Below are 22,970 nucleotides of genomic sequence, written 5' to 3'. Positions count from 1 at the left end.
CCCGATGACTAGGCTCGGGAGATGGACCTCCGCCTGACCGACCGCGTCCTCATCGTCACCGGAGGGGCCCGCGGCCTGGGCCGCGCGAGCGCCGAGGCGCTCGTCGGCGAGGGTGCCCGGGTCGTGCTGTCGGGCCGGTCGCAGGAGTCCCTCGATGAGGCTGTCCGTGCCCTCGACGACTCCGCCGGCCGTCAGGCCGCCGTGGCCGTCGTGGCCGACAACGCCGAGCGCGAGACCCCGGCCAGGTTGCTTGCGGCGGCCCACGACACGTGGGGCCGCGTCGACGGCGCGCTGATCAGTGTCGGCGGTCCGCCGAAGGGCCCGGTGTCGACCATCACCGACGAGCAGTGGAGCGCGGCCTTCGAGTCGGTCTTCCTCGGAGCCGTACGCCTGGCCCGTGAGGTCGGCGCCGCGCTGGCCTCGGGTGGTGCGCTCGGGCTGGTGCTGTCATCGAGCGTGCGGGCGCCGTTGCCGGAGATGGCGATCTCCAACGGGCTGCGACCCGGTCTGGCGATGGTGGCCAAGACCCTCGCCGACGAGCTCGGCCCCCGCGGCGTACGGGTCAACGGCCTCCTGCCCGGCAGGATCGCGACGGACCGCGTCGCCGAGCTCGATGCCTCCACCGGGGACCCGGAGGAGGCGCGTCGGGCGGCGGAGGCGACCATCCCGCTGGGACGCTACGGCGAGCCGGCGGAGTTCGGTGCGGTCGCGGCGTTCCTGCTCTCGCCCGCGGCGTCATTCCTGACGGGCGTGATGCTTCCGGTCGACGGCGGGCTCCTGCGCAGCCTCTGACGCAGGCCCCCGGTCGGCAGCAACCCCGGTCCGGGCGGCCTCGTCACGGGTCTTGCCCCACGGGCCACGCCCGCCCCGCCACTCGTCGTACATCAGGTAGAAGAAGCCGAAGATCGCGAGCGCGCCGAAGAACCACCACTGCAGCCCGTAGAAGAAGTGCGGGCCCTCGTTGAGCTCGGGCATCTCCACCGGGGCGAGCGGCGTCGCTGCCTCGGGCGACTCGGTGCGCAGGTCGATCCACCCGCCGAGCACCTCGCGGTCGAGCGCCTCCGCGATCTCGGCGCTGTTGACCGCGCGCGTGGACTGGTCGCTGACCTGGGTGCTGTCGCCCTCGGCGTCCTGGCGCACGAAGCCCGTCACCGTCACCTCGCCGGTCGGCGGCTCGGGGACGTCCTCGGAGGTGGCGCCCCGGTTGTCGGTGCCGAACCATCCGCGGTCGACCAGCACACTGGAGCCGTCGGAGAGCTCGAGGGGCACGACGACGTCGACGCCGGCCGCGCCCTCGCGGGTGCGGTAGCGCACGATCACCGTGTCCTCGACGGCGTAGGTGCCGGTCGCCTCCACGATCCGCCACTCGGTGTCCCGGGTGACGTCCCGTCCCGGCGCCATCACCTCGAGGATCGGGTCGGCGCCGGCCTTCTCGTTGCGCTCGATGGTCGCGTTGCGGTCCTGACGCTCCTCGAGTCGGTCGAACTGCCACTCACCGAGGCGCCAGGCGACCCAGCCGAGGAAGACGACCACGAGCGCGAAGGCGACCCAGCGGCGTGAGACCAGGAACCGCAGCTTGTGCACGAGGACGAGGTTATCCGGCGCGTCCTGAGCGCGTGGGGGGTGCCTCGCTAGGGTGGTGGGTGTGACGACACCTCTGGCAGACCGATTCGGCCGCGTGGCCACGGACCTGCGCGTGTCCCTGACCGACCGGTGCAACCTGCGGTGCAACTACTGCATGCCGGCCGAGGGCCTCGACTGGCTGCCCACGGACCAGACGCTCACCGACGACGAGGTGGTGCGCCTGATCACGATCGGGGTCGAGCGCCTCGGGATCCGCGAGGTGCGCTTCACCGGCGGCGAGCCGCTGCTGCGACGCGGCCTGGTCGACATCGTCTCCCGCACGCACGCCCTCGGCGTCGAGACCTCGCTCACCACCAACGCCCTCGGCCTCAACCGCACCGCGCAGGCCCTCGCCGACGCCGGCCTCGACCGGATCAACGCCAGCATCGACACGGTCCGCGCTGAGACCTTTGCGACGATCACCCGCCGCGACCGGCTCCAGGACGTGGTCGCGGGCCTCGAGGCGGCCAAGGCTGCCGGCCTCGGCCCGATCAAGCTCAACGCCGTCCTGCTGCGCGGCACCAACGACGACCAGGCCGCCGAGCTGCTGCGCTGGAGCATCGAGCACGGCTACGAGCTGCGGTTCATCGAGCAGATGCCGCTCGACGCCCAGCACGACTGGAGCCGTGCGGCGATGGTCACCGCCGACGAGATCTACGCCCAGCTCACCGACGAGTTCACCCTGACGCCGCACGGCGAGCCGCGCGGCAGCGCCCCGGCCGAGCTGTTCGACGTCGACGGGGGGCCGGCCACCGTCGGCATCATCGCCTCGGTGACGCGACCCTTCTGCGGCGACTGCGACCGCGTACGCCTCACCGCGGACGGCCAGGTGCGCAACTGCCTCTTCGCTCGCGAGGAGTCCGACCTCCGCACCGCTCTGCGCTCGGACGCCACGGACCAGGAGATCGCCGAGCGCTGGGTGATCGCGATGCTCGGCAAGCGCGCCGGCCACGGCATCGACGACGTGACCTTCCTGCAGCCCGACCGGCCGATGTCCGCCATCGGCGGCTGAGACCATCCACATCCACCTGCGGGTGGGTGCCGTTGCCCTCCGGGCGACTAGAATCTGCTCGTGAACGACGTGCACGTGATCGCCTACTTCGCGGGCGACCCCACCAGGACCTACCAGCTCGTGCAGTGGCTGGAGGTCCTCGAGATCCTCGACGGGTCCCACCGCGTGGGTCTGGTGCTGCGCGACCCTGACTCCGCCGCGCTGGTGGCGGCCCGCACCGACCTGCAGGTCTTCACCGCCCCGACCTTCCCCGAGCTGACCGAGCTTTACGCCGAGCTCGACGCCAAGGTCGTGCTCTACTGCAACAACTCGGTCCTCAACTTCGAGTCGCTCCTCGACAGCCGCCGCCTGCACGTCCACATCAACCACGGCGAGAGCGACAAGCAGTCCATGGCGAGCAACAACGCCAAGGCCTACGACCGGGTGTTCGTCGCGGGTGGCGCCGCGGTCGAGCGCTACCTCACCGGCCTCCTCGACTTCGACGCCGGACGACTCGTGCGGATCGGTCGCCCGCAGCTCGACCTGCCGCGTACGCCGCTCCTGGCGCCGAGCCCGCGACGCACGGTCATGTACGCCCCGACGTGGGAGGGCGACGCCGACTACAACGACTACACCTCGGTGGACCTCTTCGGCGAGTCGATCGTGCGGGGGATCCTCGCCGTGCCGGACGTACGGCTGGTCTACAAGCCGCACCCGAAGGTGACGACGAGCCGCGCCCCGGCGATCGCCGCTGCGCACCAGCGCATCATGGACCTCGTCGGTGAGGCCGCGGAGGACGAGCCCGCTGCGGGCCACACGCAGGTCCTCAACGGGGACATCCTGGCGGTGATGCCCGGCTGCGACGCCATCGTCACCGACGTCTCCTCGGTGGGCCTCGACTGGCTCTACCTCCACACCGACAAGCCGATCCTCCTCACCGACCGCCACGGCGACACCGAGTCGCTGCGGCAGGAGGTCCCGGTCAGCCACTGCGCCGACGTCCTCGACCACTCCAACGTGGACGACCTCAGCGCGCTGCTGGCCGAGCGGCTCGACCACGACACGCGCCACCTCGACCGCGTGGCGATGCGCCACCACTACTTCGACGACCTCCACGTCGGCGACAGCACCACGCGCTTCCTAGCCGCCGTGGCCGAGGTCGTGGCACTGCGCGATCGGCTGGTCGCCGACGCCACCTCCGGCACGGCCATCACCGCCTGAGCCGACGGGGCTCCCGCAGGAAACGGGTGCGTCAGGCGTCGTGCTCGTGCGCGACGACGTCCTTCAGGAAGCCGCGCGCGCCGAGGAAGTCCGCGAGCGACTGGCGGTGGTCATCGCACGCCAGCCACGACTTGCGTCGCTCGGGCGTGTGGATCTTCGGGTTGTTCCACTGCAGGTCCCACACGGCGTCGGCCTGGCACCCCTTCGCCGAGCAGATGGGGCGATCGGGATCCATGGAGACCTCTCGGGGCGTGGGAGGGGACAAATGTAGAGGTGCCGGACAGCCACGGGGGGAAGCTGTCCGGCACCTCGGAAGCGAACACAGACGGGGGATGCTGCGCTCGCGTGGAAGATCATGCCACCGGGGTCGGTGAAAACCAAACCTTCTGAGCAGAAGTCGCCGGACTTTTTTTCCTCAGTCCGGACGCTCGCCGGCCGTCAGTTCAGGGGCCGACGGGCCCGACGGCAGGGTGAATCCGTCGTCTCGCTGGTCGACAGCGTTGGCGATCACCACGGCGAAGAGCGGGAGGAAGACCGCGCCGGCGATGAGGAGCCACATGAACACGCCGGATCCGACGATCACCGCGGCGAGGAAGCAGACCAGCCTGATCGACATCGACCACGCGTAGCGTCGCTTGCGCAGCTTCATGTCGTCCGCGGCGCTGCTGCGTGCCGTCGTGATGCGTACGACGTCGGGCTCGGCCATGCGTTCCACTGTACGTCGCTAGGCTCCACAATCCACGGGCCGTGTCGCACCCCACAGCGGCGCCCGGCGGCCCGGCGTACAGGAGGAACCATGTCCAACCGCACCTACCGCGTCACCGAGATCGTCGGCACCTCGCCGGACGGCATCGACCAGGCGATCCGCAACGGCATCGACCGTGCCGGCCAGACCCTGCGCCACATCGACTGGTTCGAGGTGACCCAGATCCGTGGCCAGGCCAAGGACGGGTCCGTGGAGCACTTCCAGGTCGGGATGAAGGTCGGCTTCCGCCTCGAGGACGAGTAGTCGCCACCGGTGGTTTCGGCCTACCCCCCGGTAATCACTAGCGTCGTCGGAGTGAGCGAGATTCCCGCACCCAGCGCCCCCCGTTCCGTCCTGGTCGCCGGCGGCAACCGCGGCATCGGTCGCGCCATCGCCGAGGCCTTCATCGCCCAGGGCGACAAGGTCGCGGTGACGACCCGCAACGGAGGCGCCCCCGAGGGTGCGCTGGACGTGCGGTGCGACATCACCGACCCTGACGCGGTCGAGGCTGCGTTCAAGCAGGTCGAGGAGGCCCACGGGCCGGTCGAGGTGCTGGTCGCCAACGCGGGCATCACCAAGGACACCCTGCTCCTCCGGATGAGCGAGGACGACTGGTCGTCGGTCATCGACACCAACCTCACCGGCACCTTCCGGCTCGCCAAGCGTGCGGCCAAGGGGATGCTGCGCCTGCGCCGCGGCCGGATCATCCTCATCTCGTCCGTGGTCGGCATGCTCGGCTCGGCCGGTCAGGTCAACTACGCCGCGTCCAAGTCCGGCCTCGTCGGCCTGGCGCGCTCGCTGGCCCGGGAGCTGGGCAGTCGCTCGATCACCACCAACGTCGTCTCGCCCGGCTTCGTCGAGACCGACATGACCGACGTGCTCACAGACGACCAGAAGGCCCTCATCAAGACGCAGGTGCCGCTGGGCCGCTACGCCTCTCCGGCAGAGGTCGCCTCCGCTGTCACCTGGCTCGCCTCCGACGGCGCCGCCTACGTCACCGGGGCCGTGATCCCGGTCGACGGCGGCCTCGGCATGGGCCACTGACGCACCCACCCCGCTCCTCGACGCCACACGAAAGGCACACGCACATGGGAATCCTCGACGGCAAGCGCATCCTCGTCGCCGGCGTGACGATGGACAGCTCGATCGGCTTCGCGACCGCGAAGATCGCGCAGGAGCAGGGCGCCACGGTGCTGATCTCCAACTTCGGCCGTGCCCTCGGCATCACTCGGCGCATCGCCAAGCGGCTGCCGCAGACGCCGCCCGTGCTGGAGCTCGACGTCACCGACGAGGACCACCTCGCCGGCCTCGCCGACCAGGTCCGCGAGCACGTCGACGGGCTCGACGGTGTCGTCCACTCGATCGCCTACGGCAACCCCGAGACCCTCCTGGGCGGCAAGTTCATGGACGGCCCGTGGGAGGACGTGGCGCAGGCCGTCCAGGTCTCCGCCTACTCGCTGAAGTCGCTCGCGGTCGCCACGCGCCCGCTCATGTCGCGCGGCGGCTCGATCGTGGGCCTCACCTTCGACGCCACCACCGCGTGGCCGGCGTACGACTGGATGGGCGTGGCGAAGGCCGCGCTGGAGAACACCTCCCGCTACGTCGCCCGTGACCTCGGTCCCGACGGCATCCGCTGCAACCTCGTCTCCGCCGGACCCCTCAAGACCCTCGCCGCCAAGGCGATCCCGGGCTTCGAGGACCTGGAGTCGGCGTGGAAGGACCGCGCCCCGCTCGGCTGGGACGAGACCGACCACGCCCCAACCGCACAGGCCGTGTGCGCGCTGCTCAGCGACTTCTTCCCGGCCACCACGGGCGAGATCGTGCACGTCGACGGCGGCTTCCACGCGATGGGGCTGTAGGGCCGGACGCGCGTCGTCGGAGATGGCACCGGCCGTGCGGGACCGGTGCCACCTTTGATCCGTGGGTCAGCTGAGCGGGCAGCCGAGGTTGTTGTCGGCGTCGAGACGCGCGGCGAGCGCCAGCATCGTGTCGCGGTCTCCGCTCGCGAACGCTGCGTTCACCGTGGCGACGAGGGCCGGTCTGTCGTCCTTGCCGGTCGTGAGGCGGCGCCACGGGTACCCGAGTCCCTCGTGTGCCGCATTGAGGTACGCCGCCGCGGAGGCACGCGCGAGGATCTGCGCGGCCCCGTCCGCCCCCGCCCCGCCCCTGGCCTGCAGCGCCTGGAGGAAGGTGAGGCCTGAGACGCTCGTGGGAGCCGACGTGTAGACGACCCCGAACAGGCGCTCGGACTTCATCTCCTGCCAGTTGTCGGTGTGGTTCTTCCAGTAGCCGGGGGTGCAACCCTCGTAGCCGATCTCGGTCGCCTGGGCCGAGGGGGTCACGGAGAGCGTGGTGAGGGCGGCCACCACAGTGGCCGCCGAGACGAGGAACTTCCTCATGGTCGCCTGTCCTTTCGTCGATGTCGTGGAGCGAGGTGCTCCGTGTCATCGCCGCCCCCCAGATCGACGCGTCCTCCAGCATCGTCGTCTCGCGCCGGCCGCACATCCACCAGATCGGGTACTCGCAGGTCGTCGGGCGGGGCTCGGATAGCGTGCGCTGCGTGACGTCACTCCTCGAGCTGCGCATCCTCGAAGGCCCCAACCTCTACTTCCCTCGGGCCGCGGTGAAGCTCACGCTCGACGTGTCCTCCATCAGCGAGGCCAGCGACGACGCAGTGCTGCGCTTGGCGCGCCGCATCGGGCTGCGGACCACGCGCCCCGGTGCGCCCGGTTCGGGCTTCCGGCAGCGCTTCGCCCTGCGCGCGGTCGAGCGATTGGTGCGGGCCATCGCCAGCGAGGCCGGCACCCGCCGCCTCGCGGTGCGCGTACGCCCCACCTCGGACCCCGACGTCCTCGTCGTCGCCTTCCCGTGGCGCCACCGCGGCCGGGCGCGCGCGCTGGGTGAGGCCGTGGCGCACGCGCTGGACGCCCTGCCCACCCCCGACGTCGAGGCAGCGGTGAGCGCCGCTGCCGAGGAGGTCGCAGCCGCGGAGCCGGGCAGCCGCCCGACGACGATCACCCCGACCATCCCGGTCGTGGCCGTGACCGGCACCAACGGCAAGACGACCACCAGCCGGATGGTCGCCCACATCGCCCGCACGAGCGGCCTCGTCGCGGGGTGGTCCAACACCGACGGCATCTACCGCGACGGCGTGCTGGTGGAGGCCGGCGACTACTCCGGCCCCTCCGGTGCGAGTCGCGCGCTCGGCCTCGAGGGCGTCCAGCTCGCCGTCACCGAGACCGCCCGCGGCGGCATCCTGCTCAAGGGCATCGGCGTCACCCGCAACGACGTGTCCGTGGTGACCAACGTGACCGCCGACCACCTCGGCCTCCAGGGCATCGACACCGTCGACCAGCTCGCCGAGGTGAAGTCCGTGGTCCCGCGGATCACGCGCAAGGACGGCTGGGCGGTCCTCAACGGCGACGACCCCCGCGTGCTTGCGATGCGCGCCGTGGTCAGCGCCCAGCCGTGGATCTTCAGCCGCGACCCCGACTCGCCCGCCGTGCGCGAGGTGCTCGGCCACGGCGGCGGTCGCGCGACCACGGTGATCGACGGCTGGATCACCGTCCTGACGCCCGGCGCGGACCCGGACCCGCTCGTCGAGCTCGTGGACGTCCCGATGACGCTGGCCGGGCTGTCGCGCTTCAACATCGAGAACGCCCTCGCCGCAGCCTCCGCAGCCCTCGCGATCGGGCTCGACCGCGCCGACGTGGTCGCCGGGCTGCGGTCCTTCCTGCCCGACGCCGAGCACAACCCGGGCCGGATGAACTTCTTCTCCCTGCCGGGGGAGGTCAGCGTCGTGATGGACCTCGCCCACAACGAGGCCGGCCTCGAGGCGCTGCTCGAGATCATGGGCGGCGTACGCCGTCCCGGTGCGCGCCTGCTGCTCGGCCTCGGCGCCGTGGGCGACCGCACCGACGAGCTGATCGATGCGCTCGGCGAGATCGGCGCCAAGGGCAGCGACGTGGTCGCGATCGGCCACAAGGAGTGGTACCTCCGCGGACGCACGATGGACGAGATCGACGCCCTGCTGCGTGCCGGTGCCGCGCGGGTCGGGGTCACCGACATCGACACCTACCGGACCGAGGTCGAGTGCCTGGCCGCGCTCGTCGAGCGCGCGGAGCCCGGCGACGTCGTCGGCCTGATGTGCCACGCGGAGCGCCAGGAGGCCTACGACTGGATCGCCGCCCACGGCGGCACCCCGGACAGCGCGGAGACGCTCTCGTCGAAGGTGCGGGCGGCCGGCGAGGGCTGACCCGACTCCGGAGCGGTGCGTGAAGGGGGATTCCAGATTGCGGAACGCTCCTCACGCGCCGCTGGCCGGCGCGTCGCCGCGCGACTCCCGTTGAGCGGTGCGTGAGGGGGTTTGCGTGCCCTTGGAATGCCCCTCACGAACCGCCCAGCGGGACGGCCTCAGACGTCGCCGGGGTCCACCTGCTCGCCGGGGGCGCCGATGTCGAGGTCGCCCTCGACGATCATCGCCGTCATCCCGCGCGGTGACCGCGTCTCGTGCCCCTCGCCCGGCTCCCACACCGCGGCCTGGCCGGCGCCGAGGTGGCGTACGTCGCCCTCCGCGCCGGCGACCTCGGCCTCGCCCGACAGCACGACCAGCAGCTGGCGGCCGACCGCAGGGTGACGCCCGATGGTCCCGCCGGGCGCCAGCGACACGGCGACCAGGTGGGCGTCGGCGCAGATGCCGAAGGCGCCCACCGAGAAGCTGCGGCTGCCGTGCGCCTCGATCGGGCGGTGGGGCAGCTCCGCGAGGTCGAGGATCCTCACTCAGCGTCCACGGCGGGTGGGGTGTAGTCGGGGTCGGCCGAGGGCGCGTCGGGGTTCGCCGCCGAGCCGGCCTGGGCGGTGTCGGACCAGTTCTCCAGCTCCGACATCACCTCGGCGTGCTTGTCCACGCACACCACGACCAGATCACCGCGGTTGGCGCGCGTCATGGCATGGCGTACGGCCTCGATCTCCTCGACCACGAGCTCGGCCTGCTTGCAGCGGGCGCCCTCGTCCATCGCGGCGCGTACGCCCTCGAGCACCAGCTCCGCGGTGGCACCGCGCTCGCGCCCGCGCAGGGCCACGTCCTCGCGGACGATGCAGACGTCGAAGTGCTGGGCGGCGATGTGGCCGAGCTCGCGCATGTCCTGGTCGCGCCGGTCGCCGGCGGTGGCGATGATGCCGATCCGCGACGGCCGGGCCAGGTCGTGCGAGGACTCGAGCGAGTCGCCGACGCGGTCCACGAAGTCGCCGAGCATCTTCATGCCGGGGGCGTTGTGGCAGTAGTCGACGATGACGTTGACGCCGTTGACGTCCACCTCGTTGAGGCGTCCGGGGGAGAGGTAGTAGTTGGTCGAGAAGGTCCGCAGGCCCTGACGGATGTCGTGCAGGGGCGCCCCGGCGGCGAACGCAGCCGCAGCCGCGGCGAGCGCGTTCTGGACGTTCATCCGCGCGCGGCCGTTGAAGGTGGCCGGGAGGAGGTGGGTCCAGGCCAGCTGCATCTCGCGCCGACCGTGCTGGACGACCATCATCTCGCCACGTTCGGTCGGGTTGAGCACGATCGCCTTGCCGCCGCGGCGGCAGTGGGCGTCGATCATGTCGCGCACCTCGGTGCCGGGCTCCTCCATGGAGAACCACACGACCTGCCCCGAGCACTTGCGCCGCATCTCGCGCACCAGCGGGTCGTCGGCGTTGAGGACGGCGTGGCCGTCGCGCGGCACCGCCTCGACGATGACGGCCTTGACGTCGGCGAGCTGCTCGACGGTGTCGATGCCGCGCAGGCCGAGGTGGTCGGGCTGGACGTTGAGGACCACGGCCACGTCGTTGCGCTCGTAGCCCAGGCCCTCGCGCAGGATGCCGCCGCGGGCCACCTCGAAGACGGCGAAGTCCACGCGGGGGTTCTGCAGCACCATCCGCGCCGAGCGCGGTCCGGAGGCGTCCGCACGGATCACCAGGCGCTCGTCGATGACGACGCCGTCGGTCGAGGTCATGCCGACCTTGCGACCGAGGCCCTTGAAGATGTGGGCGATCATCCGGCTCGTCGTGGTCTTGCCGTTGGTGCCGGTCACCGCCACGATCGGGATCCGCGACGTCGCGCCGGGCGGGAAGAGCATGTCGACCACCGGCTTGGCGATGAACTGCGGCTCGCCGATGGTCGGGTGGGTGTGCATCCGGAAGCCGGGAGCGGCGTTGACCTCGCAGATCGCGCCGCCGGTCTCGCGCACCGGCTCGGTGATGTCGGGGCAGATGAAGTCGATGCCCGCGATGTCCAGCCCGACCATGCGGGCCGCCTCCTCGGCGATCTCGACGTTCTCCGGGTGGGCCTCGAAGGTGCGGTCGATCGAGATGCCGCCGGTCGACATGTTGCCGGTCAGCGCGAGCTTGACCATCTCACCCTCGGCGGGCACCGAGTCGAGCCTGTGGCCCTGGTCGGCCAGCACCTCGATCGCAGCGTCGTCGACCTTGATCCGGGTCAGCACCTTCTCGTGCCCCACGCCGCGGCGCGGGTCGGCGTTGGTGAGGTCGACCAGCTGCTCGACCGTCGAGGTGCCGTCGCCGGTCACCGAGGCGGGCACGCGCTCGGCGATCGCGACCATCCGGCCGTCGATGATCAGGCAGCGGTAGTCCTTGCCGGTGACGAACGACTCGACGATGACGGTGCCGCGACGTGACTGGCCCTCCGCGATCGGGAAGGCGGCGCGTACGTCGTCGTCGTCCTGCAGGTCGAGGCACACACCGCGGCCGTGGTTGCCGTCGAGCGGCTTGAGCACGACGGGGAAGCCGATGCGGCGCGCGGCGGCCACCGCGGCGTCCACCGAGCGCACCGACTCCTGCTTGGGGACCGGGAGACCGGCCGCGCCGAGCAGCTTGGTCGTGAGGTCCTTGTCGGAGGCGATGTCGACCGCGATCGAGGAGGTCTCCGAGGTCATCGTGGCGCGGATGCGCTTGGCGTGCACGCCCTGGCCGAGCTGGACGAGGGAGTACTGGTTGAGCCGGATCCACGGGATGTCGCGGGAGACCGCCTCGTCGACGATGGCCTGCGTGGACGGGCCGAAGGCGGTGCGCTCGGCACGCCGGATGAAGTCGTCGCGCTCGGTCTCCCAGTCGAAGTCGGGGTCGCCCTCGACGAGGTGGTTGACCAGGCGCACGGCGAGGCGACCGGCGGTGAGCCCGACGTTCTCGTCGATGTAGCCGTAGATGATGTTGTAGTGCCCCGGCTGACCCTTGACCTGGCGGGTCTTGCCGCGCCGGATGTCGTGGCCCACCAGCTGCTGGAGCGCCAGGGCGACGTGCTCGGCGACGTGGCCGAGCCAGGTCCCTTCCTTGAGCCGCTCGAGGAACCCGCCGCGACGCCCCCGGGAACAGGAGTGCTCGCGCAGCCCGGGCAGCATCGCGACGAGGTCGTCGGAGAAGCCGGGGATCGTGTTGGTGGGGAACTGCTCGAGCGAGCCGAGGTCCACCACGAGGTGGATCGACTTGTCGTAGGACCAGACGTTGGCGCCGCGGTAGACGCGGGTCTCGACGATCTCCAGGTCGGGAGTGGGGCGCTCGCTCATCAGTGGTCTCCCTCGGGGGTGGGGGGCGTGGTGTCGGAGGCTCGGGGCGTACGCCTCAGCTTGAGGCGGCGCCTGATCGCGGCGGGTGTGGCGTCGGCCGCGGCGATGTCGCGCACCAGCTGGCGCAGGTCGCGCCCGGCCTCGGCGAGCTCGTCGGCGTCCTCGGGGTCGACGGCCTGCTCCTGCGGCAGCAGCTCGCGGGTGGTCAGGTTGAACACCGCCCCCTCGGGCAGCGAGTGGAACACCACGCCGCTGGCGAGCAGCGGCGAGGACCGGGTCGCCTCGTAGGCGTTGGACACCATCCGGGCGCCGTCGAAGACGGTGACCGCACCCTTGCCCATCACCCGCATGACGAGGTCGCCGTCGACGTCCTCGACCAGCCCGCAGGTGTCCTCGTCGACGCCGATCCCCAGCAGCTGCGGGCTCTGCGCGACGATCATCAGCAACCGGCCGTAGCGGTTGCGCTGGTCGAAGTGCTGGTCGATGACGGCGGCGTCCACCAGCCCCAGTCCCGCGGCGACCTGCGTCATCCGCTGCTTGGGCGTGGCGCCGCCGACCCCGAAGGCGACCATGTGCGAGGACTGGATGCTGGCGCCGGCCGAGGTGCCGGCGACCACGGCGCCGCGCTCGTGGGCGCGCAGGATCGCGTCGCCCACCGGCGTTCCGCACACGATCGACGACAGCTTCAGCTGGTTGCCGCCGGTCATGAAGACGCCGGTCGAGTCGTCGATGGCCTTGACCAGCGCGGGGTCGTGCGCCTGCTCGCGTGACTCGGGGCGTACGGCGTCGACGCGCGCGGCGCCGAACTTCATGAAGAGCGCGTCGTAGACGTCGACCACCTCCTGCCCGAGCGACGACGCGGTCGGGATCACGGCGATGCGCGCATCCGGACCCCCGCTGAGTGCGACGAAGTGCTTGAGGATGGTCGGCTTGCGCACCTTGTCCTCGGCACCACCGATGATCATGAGTGGTCCGTTGGGCATGACAGGCAGGCTAGCGGCTGGAAGGGTGGACGGATGCAGCAGCCGAGGGGAGACGAGATGCGACGGCTGGTGGTGATGCGGCATGCAAAGGCGGTCGCGACGGCACCGTCGGACCACGAGCGCGGGCTCGCGGCCCGCGGACGCGACGACGCAGAACAGGTCGGTCGGTGGCTGCGAGAGCGGGGGATCGCGCCCGACGCCGCGCTCGTCTCGGACGCACTGCGGACCCGCGAGACCTGGGAGCACGTCACCGGCGCGGCAGGGTGGGACCTCGAGGCCGACTTCTCCGCCGCGCTCTACGCCGCCGGCTCCGACTCCGCCTTCGACCTCATCCGCGAGACCGACGCAGGTGTGGGGACGCTCGTCGTCGTCGGGCACAACCCGACGATGGCCTCCATCGCCGAGCTGATCGACGACGGCGAGGGTGACGTCGAGGCGACCACGGGCCTGGTCACCCGCGGCTTCCCCACGTCCGCCCTCGCGGTCTTCACCGTCGAGGCCGCGTGGGCCGACCTCGGCCCGGGCTCCGGCCGCATCGAGGCCTTCCACCCCGGTCACGGATGACCGACCCGCTCGTGGTGGCGCGCCTGCGCGCCGCCGGGTGCGTCTGGGCCGAGGACGAGGCGGCGGCGCTCGAGCGGTCGGCCGCGACGCCCGACGAGCTCGAGGCGCTGGTCGCCCGGCGCGTCGCGGGCGAGCCGCTCGAGACCGTGCTCGGGTGGGTCGAGTTCCTGGGTCGGCGGCTGGTGGTCGCGCCCGGCGTCTTCGTCCCGCGACGGCGTACGCAGCTGCTGGCGCGCCTGACGCTCACGCAGGTCGCGGACCGGGGGCGACCCGATGAGCTCTCCCCGGTGGTGGTCGAGATGTGCTGCGGGGTCGCGCCGGTCGCGTCCTGCTTCGGCTGGCGCGGGGCGGAGGTGCACGCCGCCGACGTGAGCACCGACGCGCTGGCGTGCGCGCGTGCCAACGCGCCCACCGCGGACCTGCACCTCGGCGACCTCTACGACGCGCTGCCGGACCGCCTCCTCGGTCGCATCGACGTGGTCGCGGCCAACGCGCCGTACGTCCCGTCCGACCGGATCGCCACGATGCCGCCCGAGGCGCGCGACCACGAGCCCGTCGTCGCGCTCGACGGCGGACCCGACGGTGCCGACCTGCACCGCCGGCTCGCAGCCGGTGCCGCTGACTGGCTGGCACCGGGCGGGGTCCTGCTCGTCGAGACCAGCCTCGCGCAGGCCGACCTGACGAGTCACGCGATGGCGTGTGCCGGGCTGGTGGCGGAGGTCGTCACCGACGACCAGGTCGGCGGCTGCGTGGCGGTCGGGGAGCGACCGCTCAGCTGAGCTCCTCCAGCGGGGGCGCCGGGGTGACGATGCCGACGGCCGCGTCGGCCTCCTCGATCTGCTCGCGCGAGATGCCGAGCAGGTAGAGGATCGCGTCGAGGTAGGGCACGTTGACGGCCGTGTCGGCGGCGTCGCGCACCATCGGCTTGGCGTTGTAGGCGATGCCGAGCCCGGCGGCGTTGATCATGTCGAGGTCGTTGGCGCCGTCGCCGATGGCGATCACCGCGTCGAGCGGTACGCCGACCTCGGCGGCGAACTCGCGCAGCGCGATCGCCTTCCCGGCGCGGTCGACCACGTCGCCCAGGATCCGGCCGGTCAGGACGCCGTCCACGATCTCGAGCTCGTTGGCCCGGGCGAAGTGGATGCCGAGGTCCTCGGCGAGCCGGTCGGTGATCTGGGTGAAGCCGCCGGAGACGATCGCGAAGCGGTAGCCCAGCCGGCGCAGGGTGCGCACCATCGTGCGGGCACCGGGGGCGAGCACGATGGAGGAGTAGACCTCGTCGAGCGCGGTGGCCGGCACCCCCGCGAGCAGCGCGACGCGCTCGCGCAGGGACTGCTCGAAGTCGAGCTCCCCACGCATCGCCGCCTCGGTGACCCGGGCGACCTCCGCCTCCTGGCCGGCGTGCGCGGCGATCATCTCGATCACCTCACCCTGGATGAGGGTGGAGTCGACGTCCATCACGATCAGCCGGATGCCGCGGCGGTGCAGGGAGTCGCGCTGCACCGCGAGGTCGATGCCCTGCTTGACCGCCTCGGCGGCGAGCAGCGGGCGGAGCCGGTCGGCGGGCGCGCCGGAGACGTGCAGCTCGATCGCGGTGACGGGATAGCGCGCCATCCGCTCGATCTTGTCGATGTTGGCACCGGAGTCGGCGATCCGGCCGGCGATGGCCGACATCGCGGAGGCGCGCAGCGGGTTGCCGATCAGGGTGATGTGCGAGCGGTCGCCGGCGCGGCTGCGGTTGTCGCCGGCACCCCGCTCGACCTCGACGCTCATGTCGAGCTCCTCGGCGGTGCGCACGATGACGTCGCGGAGCTTCTTCCAGTCCCGCGGGGCGGTCACGAGGATGCCGAGCACCAGCCGGCGACGCAGCACGATCTGCTCGATGTCGACGACCTCGACACCGGCCGCGGCCAGCGCGGCGAACATCGCGGAGGTGACGCCGGGCCGGTCCTTGCCCGTGAGGGTGACCAGGAGGGTCTTCGGCTCGTCTTCCATGGTGGGGGAAGGCTAGTCGCGCACCTGCCCGGACCGCGGGGGAGTCCGCCGATCGGTCCGACGTGTCACGCGCGCCGGGGCGTGGTCGCTAGTGCGGCCACACCTCGGGCGAGCAGGCAGCCACGACGGCACGGCGCGCGGCCCGGCCCAACGGCTGCAGCAGCCCGGCACGGCGCTGCACCTCGTAGGACGACAGCGCGCCACCGTCGTCGTCGAGCGCGAGGTCCACGATCGCCCACGCCTGCAGCCCGCGCGCGGCGAGATCCGCGCACCGTGGCGGGGTGCCGAGCGGCGCCTCGAGCGCAGGGCGGTGGTGGAGGTTCATCAGTGCGTCGGCAGCCTCGGGCCGCCACTTCGCCACGTCGAGGTCGGCGAGGTCGCCGGCGGTCGAGACCAGCGTCTCCCGCAGCCCGCGGTCGGCCTCGCCCACGTCCGGCAGCTGGCGCGGACCGGCCTCGAAGACCTGCCACTGCACCGTCTCGCCCTGCTCCACGGGCACGAGACCGAGGCCCCCGGCGACGACTGCCTGCCCGGCCTCCAGCGCAGCGGCGTTGAAGTCCCGCGGCCCGCCCAGGCCGAGCGGGTCACCGTCGACGGGCAGTGCCAGTCCGGCGTACGTCGCCCCGCCTGCGCGCGTCCTGGCGAGCAGGTCGAGCGCCGAGCCGCCCTCGAGGAGGTGGGTGTCCTCGGCCAGCACGTCGAGGACGTGGTCGGTCTGCTCGTGCCCGCGCAGCCACGCCGTGAGCCACCACGCCAGCGTGGCGGAGTGGGGCAGGGACGGGACGTGGCCCGGGGAAGCGGTCGACACCGGGGCGAGGCTACTCGGGCGCGCACACCCGACGTGTCCGGCCCTGCAGCGCGCCTGCTGCTGGATAGGGTGACGACGTGGTCGCCGTCATCGAGTTCGCGGGAGTCACGGTGCGCCGTGGCAGCGCGCTGCTGCTCGACGAGGTGAGCTGGGAGGTCGAGGAGGACGAGCGCTGGGTGGTGCTCGGTCCCAACGGCGCCGGCAAGACCACCCTGCTCCAGGTCGCCGCGGCCCAGCTGCACCCGACCTCCGGGGTCGCCGGCATCCTCGACGAGGTGCTCGGCACCACCGACGTCTTCGAGCTGCGCCCGCGCATCGGCCTGACCAGCGCAGCGCTCGCCGACCGGATCCCCCGGGACGAGCTGGTCAGGGACGTCGTCGTGTCCGCCTCCTACGGCGTGGTCGGCCGCTGGCGTGAGCACTACGCCGACCTCGACCACGACCGTGCCGCCGACCTCCTCGCCGAGGTCGGTGCCGCCCACCTGCTCGACCGCACCTTCGGCACGCTCAGCGAGGGCGAGCGCAAGCGGGTGCAGATCGCCCGCGCGCTGATGACCGACCCCGAGCTGCTGCTGCTCGACGAGCCGGCTGCCGGGCTCGACCTCGGCGGCCGCGAGGACCTCGTCGCCACCCTGTCCGACGTCGCGCTCGACCCGGACTCGCCGGCGACCGTGCTGGTCTCCCACCACGTGGAGGAGATCCCGCCGGGCTTCACCCACGCCCTGCTCCTGCGGCAGGGCCGTGTGGTCGACGCCGGACCGGTGGAGGACGTGGTCACGGCCGAGACGCTGTCGGAGACCTTCGGCATGCCGCTGCTGCTGAGCCGGGCCGACGATCGGTTCGCCGCGCGGCGCCGTCCGCCGCAGCGCATCCTCGATCACTGACTGGATAGGGTCGGGACATGGACTGGATCCGCGACCACCTCTGGGAGACCTGGCTGGCGCTGTCGATCGCGCTCGGCGTCGCCGAGATGTTCAGCCTCGACCTGATCCTCGCCATGCTCGCGGCCGGTGCCGTGATCGGGATGGTGGCGGCCCTCATCGGGCTGCCCGTGGTCGCGCAGATCCTGCTGGCGCTCGCCGCGTCCGTCGCCGCCCTGGCGCTCGTGCGCCCCGCCTTCGTCAAGCGACTGCACGGCGGCCCGGAGCTCTCGCTGGGCCACGGCAAGCTGGTCGGCACGCGGTGCCTGGTCACCGAGGAGATCACCGGGCTCAACGCGGGCCGCATCAAGGCCGGCGGCGAGACGTGGACCGCCCTCCCGTACGACGACAACCTGCGGATCGCGCCCGGTGAGACGGTCGAGATCCTGCAGATCAAGGGTGCGACGGCCTACGTCCACCCCGTGGCCACGCTCGAGTCCTGAGCGGACGCCACACCCAGCCGAACCAACCCGGGGGAGAACCGAATGCCCACAGCCCTGCTGGTCCTGTTCCTGCTCGTCATCGTCTTCGTGGTCGTGATGCTCTCGAAGACGGTGAAGATCGTGCCCCAGGCACGCGCCGCCGTCGTCGAGCGCTTCGGCAAGTACAAGGCCACGCTCCCTGCGGGCCTCAACATCCTGGTGCCGTTCATCGACAAGCTGCGTTACCTCATCGACCTGCGCGAGCAGGTCGTGAGCTTCCCGCCGCAGCCGGTGATCACCGAGGACAACCTCGTCGTGTCGATCGACACCGTCATCTACTTCCAGGTCACCGACCCGGTCGCTGCGACCTACGAGATCGCCAACTACATCCAGGCGATCGAGCAGCTCACCATGACCACGCTGCGCAACATCGTCGGTGGCATGGACCTCGAGGAGACGCTGACCAGCCGTGACTCGATCAACTCCGGCCTGCGCGGCGTCCTCGACGAGGCGACCGGCAAGTGGGGCATCCGCGTCAATCGCGTCGAGCTCAAGGGCATCGACCCGCCGCCCTCCATCAAGGACTCGATGGAGAAGCAGATGCGCGCCGACCGCGAGAAGCGCGCAGTGATCCTCACCGCCGAGGGCCAGCGCCAGGCCGCGATCCTCACGGCCGAGGGCTCCAAGCAGTCGCAGATCCTCAACGCCGAGGGTGACCGCGAGTCGCAGATCCTGCGCGCGCAGGCCGACCGCGAGGCCTCGATCCTGCGTGCACAGGGTGAGGGCCAGGCCATCCAGACCGTCTTCCAGGCGATCCACGACGGCCAGCCCGACCAGTCCCTGCTGGCCTACCAGTACCTCCAGATGATGCCGAAGATCGCCGAGGGCAGTGCCAACAAGGTCTGGGTCATCCCCTCGGAGATCACCAAGGCGATGGAGGGCCTCGGGTCCTCGATCCACGAGATCGCGGGCATCCCCAAGGACGCGACGCCGCGCACCCGGGTCGACATGGGCCCGTCCGAGGCGCAGCTGCCGTCGACGCAGCGCCCGGACGCCGAGGTCTCTGCGACCAACAAGGCCGTGCAGGACGCGATCGCGGCCGCCGAGTCGGCGAGCAAGGTCTCCCGTGGATCGGCTCCGGTGGAGCCGCCGCCGGCTGACACCGCGGCCACCACGCCCGACGCGGGTCAGGAGCCCCCGCCGGCGTGAGCCTGCTCGAGGCAGTGCTGGTCACCCTCGCAGGAGTGGCGGCCGGCACCATCAACACCGTGGTGGGGTCGGGAACGTTGATCACGTTCCCGACCCTGCTGGCGTTCGGCGTGCCCCCGGTGACCGCCAACGTGAGCAACACCGTCGGCCTCGTGCCGGGAAGCATGTCCGGGGTCTTCGGCTACCGACGCGAGCTCGCCGGCCAGCGCTCGCGCGTGCTGCGCCTCGGCTCGGCGTCGCTGCTCGGCGGGATCCTCGGCGCCCTGCTGCTGCTGTGGCTGCCGTCGGCGGCGTTCGACGCGATCGTGCCGGTGCTGATCCTGCTCGGCGTCGTGCTGGTCGTCGTCGGCCCGCGCGTCCAGCGGGCCGTGGCCGCCCGGGCCGAGGCGCGCGGCGGCATCCCGGACCACGGTGTCTGGTGGGTGTGGCCGGCGGTCGCCGCGACGGGCGTGTACGGCGGCTACTTCGGCGCCGCCCAGGGCGTGCTGCTGATGGCCGTGCTCGGCATCGGCGTCGCCGACTCCATGCAGCGCCACACCGCCACCAAGAACGTGCTTGCCCTCATCGTCAACGCCGTCGCGGCGCTGGTCTTCATCGCCGTCGCCGACGTGGACTGGGAGGTCGCCGGCCTCATCGCCCTCGGCTCGGTCGTCGGCGGACAGCTCGGTGCGACGGTCGGCCGGCGCCTCCCGCCGCCACTGCTGCGCGCCGTGATCGCCGTCGTCGGCCTCACCGCGCTGGTGGCCCTGCTCGTGTGAGTCACTCGACCGCCGAGGCCGGCTCCACCCAGGCGCGCAACCACGTGTCGAGGGCGGCGTACGCCGTCGCCCTGACCTCGGGACGCGAGAGCACGATGTCGTGGATGGCGCCCTTCACTGCCACCGAGGTGACGTGGCGACCGACCGACGAGGCCCACTTCCTGATCTGCTGCACGTCGAGCACGATGTCGTGGGTCGTGGCGGTCTCGTCGGTCTGCTCGCCGAACCAGGAGCGGGCCGAGGAGAGCACCAGGGTGGGGCAGGTGACGTCGAGGCCGGCGTGCAGCTGCGCGTGGCCGCGGCGGACCGCCCGCAGCCAGCCGATGTAGACCGGGCGCGACTGCAGCGGCTTCCAGTCGAGGTCGTAGTCCCACTCGCCGCCGTGCTCACGGTGCAGGGTCCGGCCGTAGACGTCGTTGACCTTGCGCGGGATGGGCTGCATGGGTCGCCGCGTCCCGAGCCGCTCGAGCGCCACCCGCGTCGCAGGGCTGCGCAGCCAGGCGGCTCCCTGCATGTCGAACCACGGCGAGTTCAGCACCAGCGCCCGCAGCTCGGCGGGGCGCCGCTCGTGGACCCACAACGGCAGCGTCAACCCGCCGGTGGAGTGACCGGAGGCGATGACGTCGGTGAACCCGTCGCGCTGGGTGATGCGCCACCAGGCCAGGTCGATCTCGCCGAAGTACTCCGCCAGGTCGCTGACGTAGTGGGGCGTCTGGTGCTCACGCAGGGACCGGCCGTACTTGCGCAGGTCGAGGGCGTAGAAGGTGTAGCCCCGATCGGCCCACCAGCGGGCGTACTCGTCGTGGAAGAAGTAGTCGGCGAAGCCGTGGACGTGGAGCACCGCGCGGCCGTTGGGGCGCTCCGGCTCGAGCGTGACGAGGGTGGCGACGACGGGGCCCTCGTCGTCGGGCGGGAGGGAGAACGTCTCGACCCGGTAGTCCGGCCCGAGGACGTCGGCCTGCAGCGGTTCCAGGGGCATGGGCGGAGCCTATCGAGAGGGGGCGACGGATTTCGGGGTTCGACCGCGGGAGGCCTCGGGTGAGCCCTACCCTTCGGACGTGTCGGGAACGGTCGGAGCGGTGATGCGCGCGTGCGGCGCCTACGTCCGCCAGCGGGTCGAGGGCTGGCGCACCGGCTCCCGCGGCAGCCAGGCGTTCCTGCTGCTCGTGCTGCTGACCCTCGTGGCCCTGGCGGTCGCGCTCGGTTCGCTGACCCACCTCCTCATGCCGGTGTCGCTCTGGTTCCTCTTCCTCATGCTCGGCACCATGCTGCTCCGCTTCCTGCCGCTCGTGGTGCTGGTCGCCGTCCTGCTCGGTGTCTCGGTGTGGACCTCGGTCGAGACCAGCTTCGCGACCGCGAGCCGAGCGTCGGCGCTGCTGATCTTCGCGGTGGCGGTCGTGCTCGCGCTCTACCAGTCCAGCCGGCAGCGCTCGGGCCTGCCGATGGCGCTGAGCGAGGCCGTGCTGACCCAGCTGCGCGACCGCCTGCAGCGCCAGGGCGTGGTGCCGCCGCTGCCGGAGGGGTGGCGCTCGCAGTCGGCGACGATCACCGCCAACGGCCCGAGCTACGCCGGCGACTTCCTCGTCGCGGACCTGCGCGAGGGCAGGTGGCTCGAGATGGCGCTGGTCGATGTGTGCGGCAAGGGCACGTCGGTGGGCCCGCAGGCGTTGCAGTTCGCCGGCGCCCTGGGCGGTCTGATCGGCGCGCTGCCGCCGGCCGAGCTCATGGCGGCGGCCAACAACTTCCTGCTGCGCCAGGAGTCCGACGAGTCGCTGGCCACGGCCGTGCACATCAAGGTCGGCCTGGTCACCGGCGACTACACGATCACCAGCGCCGGCCACCCGCCGGCGCTGCACTGGCACCTGGGGCAGCGCGGCTGGTCGGTCGACAACGCCCGCGGGATGGCCCTGGGCGTGATCGAGGAGGCCGACTTCACCCCCAGCCATGGGCGCCTGCGCCCCGGCGAGGCGCTGATGTTCTACACCGACGGCGTCATCGAGACATCAGGTCGCGACATCGACGACGGCATCGACTGGCTGCGCCAGGTCGCGCTCCAGGCCGTCGACGCCCGCGGCTTCACCGGCATGCCGCAGCGGGTCCTGAAGAAGGTCCCGCGAGGTGACGACGACCGCGCGATGCTCGTGCTCGAGCGCCAGCCACTGACCTCGCCGGAGCGCGACTCCGAGCGCAGCCGCGCCCTCGGCGGCTGAGCCGCCGGCGCCTCAGGCGCCGCGGGAGTAGAGGTCGCGGATGACGTCCTCGATGTCGGGCTCCTGGATCGAGAGGTCCGCCACGTCGTACGACGCCGCCACCGCCGCCACGACCGGGGCAGCGCTCGCCTCGGTCGGGAACGACAGCCACTGACGCGGGCCCTCGACCTTCTTCACCCGCGCTCCCGGTACGTCGATGGGCGGGCCCTCGTCGACCAGGTCGACGACCAGGGTGCGGCTCGACCCGCCCTGCGCGTGCAGGCCGGCGAGCGAGCCGTCGTACACCGACGTGCCGTGGTCGATCACGATCACCCGGTCGCACAGCGCCTCGATGTCCTGGAGGTCGTGCGTGGTGAGCAGCAGCGTGGTGCTGCGCTCGGCGTTGAGGGCGCGGAGGAACTCGCGCAGCCGGCCCTTGCTCACCACGTCGAGCCCGATGGTCGGCTCGTCGAGGTAGAGGATCTCGGGGTCGTGCAGCAGCGCTGCGGTGATGTCGCCGCGCATCCGCTGGCCCAGGCTGAGCTGGCGCACCGGGGTGTCGAGCTGGTCGCCGAGGTCGAGCAGCTCGACGAAGCGGTCGAGGTTCTCGCGGTAGCGCGCGTCGGGGATGCGGTAGATCTTGCGCAGCAGCTCGAAGGAGTCGCGCAGCGGCAGGTCCCACCACAGGGTGGTGCGCTGCCCGAAGACCACGCCGATGCGCTGGGCGAGCTCCGTGCGCTGCCGGCTCGGGTCGAGCCCGGCCACCCGCAGCGAGCCCGCGGTCGGGACCAGGATGCCGGTCAGCATCTTGATCGTCGTGGACTTCCCCGCACCGTTGGGACCGATGTAGCCGACCATCTCGCCGGTCTCCACCGAGAAGGTCAGGTCGTGGACCGCGCGCACCTCGGAGCGCGTGCGGCGCATGAAGCCCGCGCGACGGCGTACGACGAAGGTGCGCTCGAGGCCGGAGACGTCGATCAGTGGCATGG

At 71.8% G+C, this 22,970-nt stretch carries 26 protein-coding genes; 15 read left to right on the top strand and 11 right to left on the bottom strand.

Annotated elements, in window-relative coordinates; all coding sequences use genetic code 11:
* Positions 1-21: 21 nt before the first annotated feature.
* Complete coding sequence (locus IRX98_RS13050; RefSeq protein WP_224277383.1) at positions 22-792, top strand: SDR family oxidoreductase; 771 nt, start codon at positions 22-24, stop codon at positions 790-792.
* Here IRX98_RS13050 and IRX98_RS13045 read toward each other — a convergent pair.
* Positions 736-1,584, bottom strand: coding sequence for an SURF1 family cytochrome oxidase biogenesis protein (locus IRX98_RS13045; RefSeq protein ID WP_224277381.1), 849 nt, complete (start codon positions 1,582-1,584; stop codon positions 736-738). The genes IRX98_RS13050 and IRX98_RS13045 overlap by 57 nt on opposite strands.
* Between IRX98_RS13045 and IRX98_RS23770 the strand changes: the two genes are divergently transcribed.
* From IRX98_RS23770 to IRX98_RS22675, 3 genes are read left to right on the top strand one after another with little or no spacing between them, the layout of a single operon-like run.
* Positions 1,579-1,635, top strand: coding sequence for a hypothetical protein (locus IRX98_RS23770; RefSeq protein WP_224277628.1), 57 nt, complete (start codon positions 1,579-1,581; stop codon positions 1,633-1,635). The two genes, IRX98_RS13045 and IRX98_RS23770, sit on opposite strands and share 6 nt — an antisense overlap.
* 10 nt (positions 1,636-1,645) lie before the next feature.
* Positions 1,646-2,635: a GTP 3',8-cyclase MoaA gene (gene moaA / locus IRX98_RS13035; protein WP_224277379.1), complete on the top strand. Its 990-nt coding sequence runs from the start codon at positions 1,646-1,648 to the stop codon at positions 2,633-2,635.
* A 60-nt stretch (positions 2,636-2,695) separates the two neighbouring features.
* The gene (locus IRX98_RS22675; protein ID WP_224277377.1) at positions 2,696-3,835 is read left to right on the top strand and encodes a CDP-glycerol glycerophosphotransferase family protein; all 1,140 of its coding nucleotides are present in this window, start codon (positions 2,696-2,698) and stop codon (positions 3,833-3,835) included.
* Positions 3,836-3,866: 31 nt separating this feature from the next.
* Here the strand turns inward: IRX98_RS22675 and IRX98_RS13025 are convergent, their stop codons facing one another.
* Together IRX98_RS13025 and IRX98_RS13020 are read right to left on the bottom strand one after the other, a co-directional pair.
* Positions 3,867-4,070 (bottom strand): acetone carboxylase, encoded by a 204-nt coding sequence (locus IRX98_RS13025; RefSeq protein ID WP_224277376.1) that lies wholly within the window; start codon positions 4,068-4,070, stop codon positions 3,867-3,869.
* Between the two features lie 180 nt (positions 4,071-4,250).
* Positions 4,251-4,541, bottom strand: coding sequence for a DUF3099 domain-containing protein (locus IRX98_RS13020; protein WP_224277374.1), 291 nt, complete (start codon positions 4,539-4,541; stop codon positions 4,251-4,253).
* Between the two features lie 90 nt (positions 4,542-4,631).
* On the opposite strand from IRX98_RS13020, the gene IRX98_RS13015 reads away from it, so the two are divergent.
* Genes IRX98_RS13015 through fabI form a run of 3 tightly spaced genes read left to right on the top strand, consistent with a single transcriptional unit; the run spans position 4,632 to position 6,439 of the window.
* Positions 4,632-4,844 carry a dodecin gene (locus IRX98_RS13015; protein ID WP_224277372.1) on the top strand — a complete coding sequence of 71 codons (213 nt, stop codon included), beginning with the start codon at positions 4,632-4,634 and terminating at the stop codon, positions 4,842-4,844.
* A gap of 60 nt (positions 4,845-4,904) precedes the next feature.
* Positions 4,905-5,624, top strand: coding sequence for a beta-ketoacyl-ACP reductase (locus IRX98_RS13010; RefSeq protein WP_372456087.1), 720 nt, complete (start codon positions 4,905-4,907; stop codon positions 5,622-5,624).
* Positions 5,625-5,668: 44 nt separating this feature from the next.
* Entirely contained in the window at positions 5,669-6,439 is a 771-nt protein-coding gene (gene fabI / locus IRX98_RS13005; protein WP_207081619.1) for an enoyl-ACP reductase FabI, read from the top strand.
* A gap of 66 nt (positions 6,440-6,505) precedes the next feature.
* On the opposite strand, the gene IRX98_RS13000 is transcribed toward fabI, so the two are convergent.
* Positions 6,506-6,979, bottom strand: a complete 474-nt coding sequence (locus tag IRX98_RS13000; RefSeq protein WP_224277368.1) for a hypothetical protein — start codon at positions 6,977-6,979, stop codon at positions 6,506-6,508.
* A 20-nt stretch (positions 6,980-6,999) separates the two neighbouring features.
* Here IRX98_RS13000 and IRX98_RS12995 point away from each other — a divergent pair, with 20 nt between their 5' ends.
* A complete protein-coding gene (locus tag IRX98_RS12995; RefSeq protein ID WP_224277366.1) occupies positions 7,000-8,835 on the top strand; it encodes a Mur ligase family protein in 1,836 nt (611 codons plus the stop codon).
* A gap of 158 nt (positions 8,836-8,993) precedes the next feature.
* Here the strand turns inward: IRX98_RS12995 and IRX98_RS22670 are convergent, their stop codons facing one another.
* From IRX98_RS22670 to IRX98_RS12980, 3 genes are read right to left on the bottom strand one after another with little or no spacing between them, the layout of a single operon-like run.
* Positions 8,994-9,359, bottom strand: a complete 366-nt coding sequence (locus IRX98_RS22670) for a cupin domain-containing protein (protein WP_224277364.1) — start codon at positions 9,357-9,359, stop codon at positions 8,994-8,996.
* Entirely contained in the window at positions 9,356-12,133 is a 2,778-nt protein-coding gene (gene cphA / locus IRX98_RS12985; RefSeq protein WP_224277362.1) for a cyanophycin synthetase, read from the bottom strand. The genes IRX98_RS22670 and cphA overlap by 4 nt, the downstream gene beginning before the upstream one ends.
* Positions 12,133-13,116, bottom strand: a complete 984-nt coding sequence (locus IRX98_RS12980) for a cyanophycinase (RefSeq protein WP_224277360.1) — start codon at positions 13,114-13,116, stop codon at positions 12,133-12,135. The genes cphA and IRX98_RS12980 overlap by 1 nt, the downstream gene beginning before the upstream one ends.
* A gap of 33 nt (positions 13,117-13,149) precedes the next feature.
* On the opposite strand from IRX98_RS12980, the gene IRX98_RS12975 reads away from it, so the two are divergent.
* Together IRX98_RS12975 and IRX98_RS12970 are read left to right on the top strand one after the other, a co-directional pair.
* A complete protein-coding gene (locus IRX98_RS12975; protein ID WP_224277358.1) occupies positions 13,150-13,680 on the top strand; it encodes a SixA phosphatase family protein in 531 nt (176 codons plus the stop codon).
* A complete protein-coding gene (locus IRX98_RS12970; RefSeq protein WP_224277356.1) occupies positions 13,677-14,459 on the top strand; it encodes a putative protein N(5)-glutamine methyltransferase in 783 nt (260 codons plus the stop codon). Before IRX98_RS12975 ends, IRX98_RS12970 begins: the two co-directional genes overlap by 4 nt.
* On the opposite strand, the gene serB is transcribed toward IRX98_RS12970, so the two are convergent.
* Both serB and IRX98_RS12960 read right to left on the bottom strand, forming a co-directional pair.
* Positions 14,452-15,675, bottom strand: a complete 1,224-nt coding sequence (gene serB / locus IRX98_RS12965) for a phosphoserine phosphatase SerB (protein WP_224277354.1) — start codon at positions 15,673-15,675, stop codon at positions 14,452-14,454. The two genes, IRX98_RS12970 and serB, sit on opposite strands and share 8 nt — an antisense overlap.
* Positions 15,676-15,763: 88 nt before the next feature.
* Positions 15,764-16,483: an Rv1486c family protein gene (locus IRX98_RS12960; RefSeq protein ID WP_224277352.1), complete on the bottom strand. Its 720-nt coding sequence runs from the start codon at positions 16,481-16,483 to the stop codon at positions 15,764-15,766.
* A gap of 77 nt (positions 16,484-16,560) precedes the next feature.
* Between IRX98_RS12960 and IRX98_RS12955 the strand changes: the two genes are divergently transcribed.
* From IRX98_RS12955 to IRX98_RS12940, 4 genes are read left to right on the top strand one after another with little or no spacing between them, the layout of a single operon-like run.
* Positions 16,561-17,367 (top strand): ABC transporter ATP-binding protein, encoded by an 807-nt coding sequence (locus IRX98_RS12955; protein ID WP_224277350.1) that lies wholly within the window; start codon positions 16,561-16,563, stop codon positions 17,365-17,367.
* A gap of 17 nt (positions 17,368-17,384) precedes the next feature.
* A complete protein-coding gene (locus IRX98_RS12950; RefSeq protein ID WP_224277349.1) occupies positions 17,385-17,846 on the top strand; it encodes an NfeD family protein in 462 nt (153 codons plus the stop codon).
* 42 nt (positions 17,847-17,888) lie between these two features.
* Positions 17,889-19,034 (top strand): SPFH domain-containing protein, encoded by a 1,146-nt coding sequence (locus IRX98_RS12945; protein ID WP_224277348.1) that lies wholly within the window; start codon positions 17,889-17,891, stop codon positions 19,032-19,034.
* On the top strand, positions 19,031-19,792 hold the full coding sequence (locus tag IRX98_RS12940) for a sulfite exporter TauE/SafE family protein (protein ID WP_224277347.1): 762 nt from the start codon (positions 19,031-19,033) through the stop codon (positions 19,790-19,792). The genes IRX98_RS12945 and IRX98_RS12940 overlap by 4 nt, the downstream gene beginning before the upstream one ends.
* Before the next feature lies 1 nt (position 19,793).
* Here the strand turns inward: IRX98_RS12940 and IRX98_RS12935 are convergent, their stop codons facing one another.
* The gene (locus IRX98_RS12935) at positions 19,794-20,771 is read right to left on the bottom strand and encodes an alpha/beta hydrolase (RefSeq protein WP_224277346.1); all 978 of its coding nucleotides are present in this window, start codon (positions 20,769-20,771) and stop codon (positions 19,794-19,796) included.
* A gap of 79 nt (positions 20,772-20,850) precedes the next feature.
* Between IRX98_RS12935 and IRX98_RS23490 the strand changes: the two genes are divergently transcribed.
* On the top strand, positions 20,851-22,002 hold the full coding sequence (locus IRX98_RS23490; protein ID WP_224277345.1) for a PP2C family protein-serine/threonine phosphatase: 1,152 nt from the start codon (positions 20,851-20,853) through the stop codon (positions 22,000-22,002).
* Between the two features lie 12 nt (positions 22,003-22,014).
* Here IRX98_RS23490 and IRX98_RS12925 read toward each other — a convergent pair whose 3' ends face one another.
* Entirely contained in the window at positions 22,015-22,968 is a 954-nt protein-coding gene (locus IRX98_RS12925) for an ABC transporter ATP-binding protein (RefSeq protein ID WP_224277344.1), read from the bottom strand.
* Positions 22,969-22,970 lie beyond the last annotated feature (2 nt).

The organism is Nocardioides lacusdianchii, assembly GCF_020102855.1.
Lineage (GTDB): Bacteria > Actinomycetota > Actinomycetes > Propionibacteriales > Nocardioidaceae > Nocardioides > Nocardioides lacusdianchii.
The sequence above is the reverse complement of the archived record's forward strand: the minus strand, read 5'-3'. Positions and strand labels throughout refer to the sequence as shown.